Source organism: Salipiger sp. HF18, assembly GCF_011806505.1.
Lineage (GTDB): Bacteria > Pseudomonadota > Alphaproteobacteria > Rhodobacterales > Rhodobacteraceae > Salipiger > Salipiger thiooxidans.
Genome location: NZ_JAATOS010000195.1, coordinates 1 through 7,189 on the forward strand (window position 1 = coordinate 1; position 7,189 = coordinate 7,189).

Annotated in this window: 6 protein-coding genes; 2 read left to right on the forward strand and 4 right to left on the reverse strand. The window is 67.2% G+C overall.

Going from position 1 to position 7,189, the window contains the following annotated elements:
* Nucleotides 1–219 (forward strand): FCD domain-containing protein (locus HC022_RS15485; protein WP_368484677.1); only part of this gene is annotated, 219 nt, incomplete at its 5' end.
* A 418-nt stretch (nucleotides 220–637) separates the two neighbouring features.
* Here HC022_RS15485 and HC022_RS15490 read toward each other — a convergent pair.
* The 4 genes from HC022_RS15490 to HC022_RS15505 all read right to left on the reverse strand — a co-directional run bounded on the left by HC022_RS15490 (nucleotide 638) and on the right by HC022_RS15505 (nucleotide 5,510).
* Nucleotides 638–3,082 (reverse strand): pyrroloquinoline quinone-dependent dehydrogenase, encoded by a 2,445-nt coding sequence (locus HC022_RS15490; RefSeq protein WP_167453048.1) that lies wholly within the window; start codon nucleotides 3,080–3,082, stop codon nucleotides 638–640.
* Between the two features lie 61 nt (nucleotides 3,083–3,143).
* On the reverse strand, nucleotides 3,144–3,545 hold the full coding sequence (locus HC022_RS15495; RefSeq protein ID WP_008883399.1) for a hypothetical protein: 402 nt from the start codon (nucleotides 3,543–3,545) through the stop codon (nucleotides 3,144–3,146).
* Between the two features lie 250 nt (nucleotides 3,546–3,795).
* A complete protein-coding gene (locus HC022_RS15500) occupies nucleotides 3,796–5,133 on the reverse strand; it encodes an ammonium transporter (protein ID WP_008882984.1) in 1,338 nt (445 codons plus the stop codon).
* Nucleotides 5,134–5,171: 38 nt separating this feature from the next.
* Nucleotides 5,172–5,510: a P-II family nitrogen regulator gene (locus tag HC022_RS15505; protein ID WP_008883046.1), complete on the reverse strand. Its 339-nt coding sequence runs from the start codon at nucleotides 5,508–5,510 to the stop codon at nucleotides 5,172–5,174.
* Between the two features lie 259 nt (nucleotides 5,511–5,769).
* Here HC022_RS15505 and HC022_RS15510 point away from each other — a divergent pair.
* Nucleotides 5,770–7,189, forward strand: a 1,420-nt coding sequence (locus HC022_RS15510; protein ID WP_175583600.1) for a transglycosylase domain-containing protein, incomplete at its 3' end; no start/stop codon positions are given.

The following is a 7,189-nucleotide window of genomic DNA, read 5'->3' on the forward strand; positions in this document are numbered from 1 at the left end:
CGCTCGATCATGTTCAAGCAACGCACCACCCGCGAAGCGCTGCTCGACCAGCACCGGGCCATCAACACCGCGCTGCAGGCCCGCGATCCGGCCGCCTCGCGCGCGGCGGTCGAGGCGCACCTAGCCTACGTGGAAGGCGCGCTCGCCGCCGACCGGCAGGCGGAGCGCAACGAGGACATCGCCCGACAAAGGCTCGAGCGGGTGAAGACGCGGAGCTGAGCTCGGGCCGCCGGTTGCTCTGGCGGCGTTGGAGAGGGGGCGCTGCCCCCTCGGCGCGATGCGCCTCACCCCCGGAGTTTATCTGGCAAGATGAAGGCGCAAGGGGGACGTGTGGGAAGCACGCTTCCCTGGGGTGGCGTGGCGTTTGTTGATGTGGGGTTACGAATCCTTTGGCAGTTCGTGGTCCGACGTGGCGTCATCCACCGGACTGTGCCTGATCACATGACGGCGCGCTGGGGAGATGCGGCGAGGGCAGAGAGCTCGGGTAGTGCGGCGTCTCCGGGTGGGTTGGGGATACGCAGATCGAGCGCCACCTGCAAGCGCCGCCGGGAATTTGACCGGCAAGATGAAGGCGCGAAGGGGGAGGTACGGGAAGGACGCCGCGCCGGGGTGGCGCGGCGTCTGTCGGTGTGTGGGGTTACGAGCCCGAGGGCAGCTTGTAGGCCACCAGCGCGTCCCCTACCGGCGTGTGCATGAAATGGTGACCGCCCGGTCCGATGACGACGTATTGCTCGCCGTCCACCTCGTAGGTGATCGGGTTCGCCTGCCCGCCCTGGTCGAGCACGTCTGACCAGAGCGTCTCGCCGGTCTGCAGGTCGATGGCGCGGAACAGGTTGTCGGTGGCGGCGCCGATGAAGATCAGCCCGCCCTTGGTGACCACCGAGCCGCCGTTGTTGGGCGTGCCGATCTTGACCGGCAGCATCGAGGGGATGCCGAACGGCCCGTTGCGGCGCGCGGTGCCGATGGGCGTGTCCCAGACCTGTTTGCCGGTCTCGAGGTCGACTGCGGTGATCCCGCCGTAGGGCGGGCGGGTGCAGGGCATGCCGGTAAGTTCGGACTGCCAGCCGGCGTTCACCTGGATCGCGTAGGGCGCGCCGGCCTGCGGGTCGCCCGCGCCCTCGGCGCCGGCACCGCCGCCGTTGCCGGTCTCGTTGATCGGCTTCCAGCCCTCGGCATCCGCGGTCTCGCGCGGGACCAGCCGGTTGAAGTTCGGCACGTCGTTGTAGTTCATGATCATCAGGTTGCGCTCGGGGTCGATGGCGACCGAGCCCCAGTCATTGCCGCCGTTGTAGCCGGGATACTGGATGTACCAGTCCTCGCCCGGGGGCGTCAGGTAGCCGTCATAGCGCGCCTGGCGGAAGCGGATCCGGCACCAGAGCTGGTCGATGGGGGTGAAGCCCCACATGTCCTTCTCGGTGAGGTCCGGCTTGCGGATGTCGAACCACTCGGACACCGGCTGGCTGTCGGCGACGTAGTCCGGCTCGACCGGCGACTCGGGCAGGTCGGTCACCTCGCCCACCGGGGTCAGCGGCTCACCGGTCTCGCGGTTCAGGATGTAGACGTCGCCCTGCTTGGAGGCGAGCAGGATGGCCTTCTGCCCCTGGTAGTCGAGCAGCGAGGCCTGGCTGCCGAGATCGTAATCCCAGACGTCGTGACGCACGGTCTGGAACTTCCAGCGCTCCTCGCCCGTGGTCGCGTCGAGCGCCACCAGCGAGGTGGCGTAGTCGTTCTCGACCTCCGAGCGGTTCGAGCCCCAGTAGTCCACCGACGAGTTGCCGAGCGGCAGGTAGACCATGCCGAGTTCTTCGTCGCCAGTCGCGGTGGTCCACATGTTGGGCGTACCGCGGGTATAGGTCCCGCCCTCGGGCGGGCCGTTGCGCATCTCGTCGGGGGCGGCGAGATCCCATGCCCAGACCAGCGCGCCGCTGCGGGCATCGTAGCCGCGGATCACGCCCGAGGGGGCGTCCTCGGCCTGCCCGTCCTTGACCTGCGCGCCGGTGACGACGACGCCGCGCACGATGGCAGGGGGCGCAGTCACCGCGTACCAGCCGGGGACCTTGTCGCCGATGCCCTCCCAGAGGTCGACGTTGCCGGCCTCGCCGAACTCGGCGCAGGGCTCGCCGGTGGCGGCGTCGACAGCGATCAGGCGGGCGTCGATGGTGCCCTCGATGACTCGGGTGCGACAGGCGTCGCCCTCGGCCTTGGCCGGGTCCGTCCAGACCGAGACGCCGCGGCAGGTGGCGCCGTAGGGGATGGCCTCGGCCGGCACTTCGGGATCGTAGCGCCAGTTCTCCTCGCCGGTCCTCGCGTCGACAGAGACGAGGATGTTCATGGCGGTGCACATCAGGAGGTCGTCTCCGACCTTGAGCGGGGTGTTCTCGGGCGAGTACTTGCCCTCGGCGGCGCCGCTCGGCAGGTCGCCGGTGTGATAGACCCACGCGCGTTCGAGCCCGGCGACGTTCTCGGGGGTGATCTGGTCGAGCGGCGAATAGCGCTGCGCCGCCTCGTCGCCGCCCCAGAACGGCCAGTCGCTGCCGACATCGCTCGGGGTGACGGCGGCGTAGGGCGCGGATTCGTTGCCGGGCGCTTCCGCCGCCTCGGGGGTGGCGCTGTCCTCGGCGGGGGCGTCGTTCTGTTCCTGCGCCGTGGCCGCGCCGTCGTCACCGGGGGCCGTGGTGGCGCCTTCCGTCGGCGCCGCGCTCTCCTCGGCGGGGGCTGCAGCCTCTTCTGCCGGAGCGGCGGTGTCGTCAGCCGGGGCCGGGGCCTCTTCGGCGGGGGCGGCGCTGTCCTCCTCGGAGGGCGATGCGCTGTCCCCGTCGGAGGGCGGGGCGATGTCTCCCTCGGTGGACGGCGCGCTGTCGTCCCCGGCCGGTGCGGGGGCGTCTTCGTCGGTGGCGGTGGGCGCTTCGGGCGCGGGTTCCGCCGGGGTGGCGTCCTGCGCCTCGGGCGGGGCGCCCTCTTCGCTGCCGGTGGCGGTGTCGGGAGCCGGTGCGGTGTCCTGCGCCAGCGCCGGCGCCAGCGGGGCGGCGAGCGCGGCGGTCAGGGCGAGCACCGACAGGCTGCGGGAATGAATGTATGTCATGAGACCTCCTCGAGAGCCGGCGCGCGCGCCCTGCCCTCCTTGTCCAGTCAGTTGGGTCCGGTCAGTAGGCCGGGCGCCGCACGACGCGGCGGATGTTGGGGATGCAGAGCAGCAGCAGCACGAGGATCACCGTCGGTGCGACCATGCGCGGGACCTGCGCCCACCAGTCGGCGCCGACCTCCCACCAGGCCCAGACGACGGTGCCGATCCAGACAACGAGATAGAGCCAGAGCGCCGCCATACGGCCGTGGTTGAGCAGGATGCCGGTTCCGATCAGCCCGAGCCCGGCCAGCCCGTAGTACCAGCTTCCCCCCAGCGCGATCAGCCAGACGCCGCCGATGGCGATGACGAGACCGAACAGCACGCAGATCCAGCCGAGCAGCCTCACTCCCCAGCCGGGGTGCGTCAGCGGTTCGGCGCGCGCAGAGCTGCCGGCACGGGACGTGTCATAAGTGGCGGTCATGAAGACCTCCCTTCCATGTCTATTCGCTTGGCAAGGGCGGGGAGGCGGGCAACGAGGGGCACCGACCATGACCTGGCCCTCATCAATGGAACGGAGGTGCGGCTCGGAAGGTTCCCGCCGATCACGAAATTCTTTCAGCAGGCCGCAATACAGCGGTCCGGGGGCATCTCAAACCACCCTCCGGGCAAGAAAAAACCCGGGCGCAAGCGCCCGGGCAGTTGGTCACGAAAGGCTGATAGGAAGGAGGAGATCAGCCTTTGGAGAATTCGGGATAGGCCTCCATGCCCAGTTCGCCCATGTCGAGGCCCGCGATTTCTTCCTCTTCCGAGACACGGATGCCCATGACCAGCTTGAGGATGAACCACACGACCGCGGAGGAGATGAGGGTGAAGATGCCGACCACGACGATGCCGTAGAGCTGGGTCGCGAAGGATGCGTCGGCGTTGGTGAAGACCACGGCGATGGTGCCCCAGATGCCACAGATGAGGTGGACCGGGATGGCGCCCACGACGTCGTCGATCTTGAGCTTGTCGATCATCGGAACCGCGAAGACCACGATGATGCCGCCGATTGCGCCGATGATCAGCGCCGCGCCGAGCGTCGGGGTGAGCGGCTCTGCGGTGATCGAGACGAGGCCTGCGAGGGCGCCGTTCAGCACCATGGTGAGGTCGGGCTTCTTGTACATGATCTGGGTGATGATCAGCGCGGCCACCGAACCGCCGGCTGCGGCGATGTTGGTGTTGGCGAAGATCCGCGACACGTCTGCCACGTCACCGACGGTGCCCATGGCAAGCTGCGATGCGCCGTTGAAGCCGAACCAGCCGAGCCACAGGATGAACGTGCCGAGGGTCGCGAGGGTCAGGTTCGAGCCCGGGATCGGGTTGACGCGGCCGTCCTTGAACTTGCCGATACGCGGTCCGAGGATGATGGCGCCGGTCAGTGCGGCCCAGCCACCCACCGAGTGCACGACGGTCGAGCCGGCGAAGTCGAGGAAGCCCGCTTCGTCGAGGAAGCCGCCGCCCCACTTCCAGGAAGCCTGCAGCGGGTAGATGATCGCGGTGAGCACGATGGTGAAGATCAGGAACGGCCACAGCTTGATGCGCTCGGCGAGGGTGCCGGAGACGATCGAGGCGGTGGTTGCGCAGAACATCAGCTGGAAGAAGAAGTCCGAGCCGGTCGAGGCGTAGGAGTAGTCGTCCGCGGCATCGGCGGTCACGCCGACGGCTTCGAGAACGGCCGGGCCCCAGACGCCGGACAGCACGCCGTCCATGGACCAGGTGCCGAGCGGGTACATCAGGTTGTAGCCGATGAGGTAGTAGAAGATGCCTGCCAGCGAGAACAGCACGACGTTCTTCATGCACTGCATCGCGACGTTCTTGGACCGGACGAGGCCGGCCTCGAGCATGGCGAAGCCCGCGGCCATCCACATCACGAGGAAGCCGCCGATGAGGAAGAGCAGCGAGTTGAGGATGAAGATCGTGTCAGTCGACGCGTTCACGCCCGGAACGGGGCCCTCGTCCTGCGCGAGGCCCAGCGACGGCAGCGCGATCAGCGCGGCGACCGGGGCGAGAGTCTTGAGAAGTTTCATGTTGCGATGTCCCTAATAATCCTGCGGTCCGATGATGGTCAGATCGCGTCGGCGTCGGTTTCGCCGGTGCGCACACGCACGGCCTGCTGCACGTCGAGAACAAAGATCTTGCCGTCGCCGATCTTGCCGGTCTGGGCGGTCTTGGTGATCGTCTCGACGACCTGATCGGCCATGGAAGCCGCAACCACGATCTCCAGCTTGATCTTCGGCACGAAATTCACCGCGTATTCTGCGCCGCGATAGATTTCCGTGTGTCCAGACTGCGAGCCGAAGCCCTTGATTTCCGTCACCATCATGCCGCGCACGCCGATTCCGGTGAGCGCCTCACGCACCTCCTCGAGCTTGAACGGCTTGATCGTCGCAATGATCAGTTTCACCTTGGTCCCTTTCGATTTCGCAGACCGCAGCCTGCACTATGCAGTGGCAGGAAGACGCCCACGGCTCGGGTTTGAAAGAAACGGGGCTTGTAACGCTGGGGCTGCGCCCCAAGGATGATCAAGAAATGTACTGTTTTTGAACAGATGCACGAATGATAGGCACACTAAAAACTCGTCATTGTGACCGTTTCGCGGTCTACATCCCCGGTCAAAGCCGTTATTCTGCGGTGCAAACACAAGAACACCGGGCAGAAGAGACATGAGTGATTCAGGCCGGGGCAAGGGCCGGCTGGTTGCTGAACGGCGCTACAGCAGAAAGAGCCCGCAGAACGCCAGCAAAAGCCCTAAGAAGCCCACGAAAACAACGACGAAGAAATCCGCGAGATCGACCGCGCGCAGCCGCAAGGCGCCGCGCCGCAACCCCGTTGTCGGGTTCATCCTCGGCGTCTTCGGCTGGATCTTCGGGCTGATCTGGACGATCACCTGGCGTGTCACCGCGGTGGTTGCCCTGCTCGTGGGTCTCGGCGTCGCCTATTTCTACAGCACCCTGCCCTCCTATGACGCGATGCTCGACGGTCGGGCGCGCGGCTCGGTCACGCTGATGGACCGCAACGGCTCGATCTTCGCTTGGCGCGGCGACCAGTTCGGCGGCGCCGTGACCGCCGACAGCGTCAGCCCGCACCTCAAGAACGCCGTCGTCGCCACCGAGGACAAGCGCTTCTACAAGCACTTCGGCGTGTCGCCGCGCGGTGTCGCGAGCGCCGTGCGCATCAACCTCTCGGAAGGCCGCGGCCCGCTCTCGGGCCACGGCGGCTCGACGATCAGCCAGCAGACCGCGAAGCTGCTCTGCCTCGGCGTCGAGTTCGACCCGACCCAGTGGAAGAACGAAGCCGAATACGTCGCCGACTGCCGCGAGACCTCGCTGGCCCGGAAGGGCAAGGAGGCGCTCTACGCCATGGCGATGGAGGCCAAGTACAGCAAGGACGAGATCCTCTCGATCTACCTCAACCGCGCCTACTGGGGCGGCGGCGCCTACGGCGTCGAGGCCGCGGCCGAGCGCTACTTCAGCAAGCACGCGGGCGAGCTGAACCCGCAGCAGTCCGCGATGCTCGCGGGCCTGCTGACCGCGCCCTCGTCGCTTGCGCCCACCAACAACCTCGAACGCTCGCAGGCCCGCGCCTCGACCGTGCTGCGGCTGATGCACGATCAGGGCTACCTGACCGACCAGCAGTTCGACACCGCCATGGCCAACCCCGCGACCCTCTCGGAAGAGGCCGAATCGAAGACCGGCGGCTATTTCGCCGACTGGATCATGTCCGACCTCGAGGACAACGCCTTCACCAAGAAGACCTCCGAGGACCTCGTGGTGCGCACCACCCTCGACCAGCGCCTGCAACGCGCTGCCGAGGACGCGATGAACAAGGTCTACGCCGAGAAGGTCACCAAGCCCGGCTCGGTGGTCGAGGCGGCAATCGTGGTGATGTCGTCGGACGGCGCCGTGCGCGCCATCGTGGGCGGCAAGAAAACCGGCGTCTCGGGCGTGTTCAACCGCGCCACGCAGGCCAAGCGGCAGACCGGCTCGTCGTTCAAGCCGTTCATCTACGCCACCGCGCTGGAACTCGGCCATTCGCCCTACGACACCGTCGTGGACGAGCCCTTCTGCATGATCATTTTTTTTA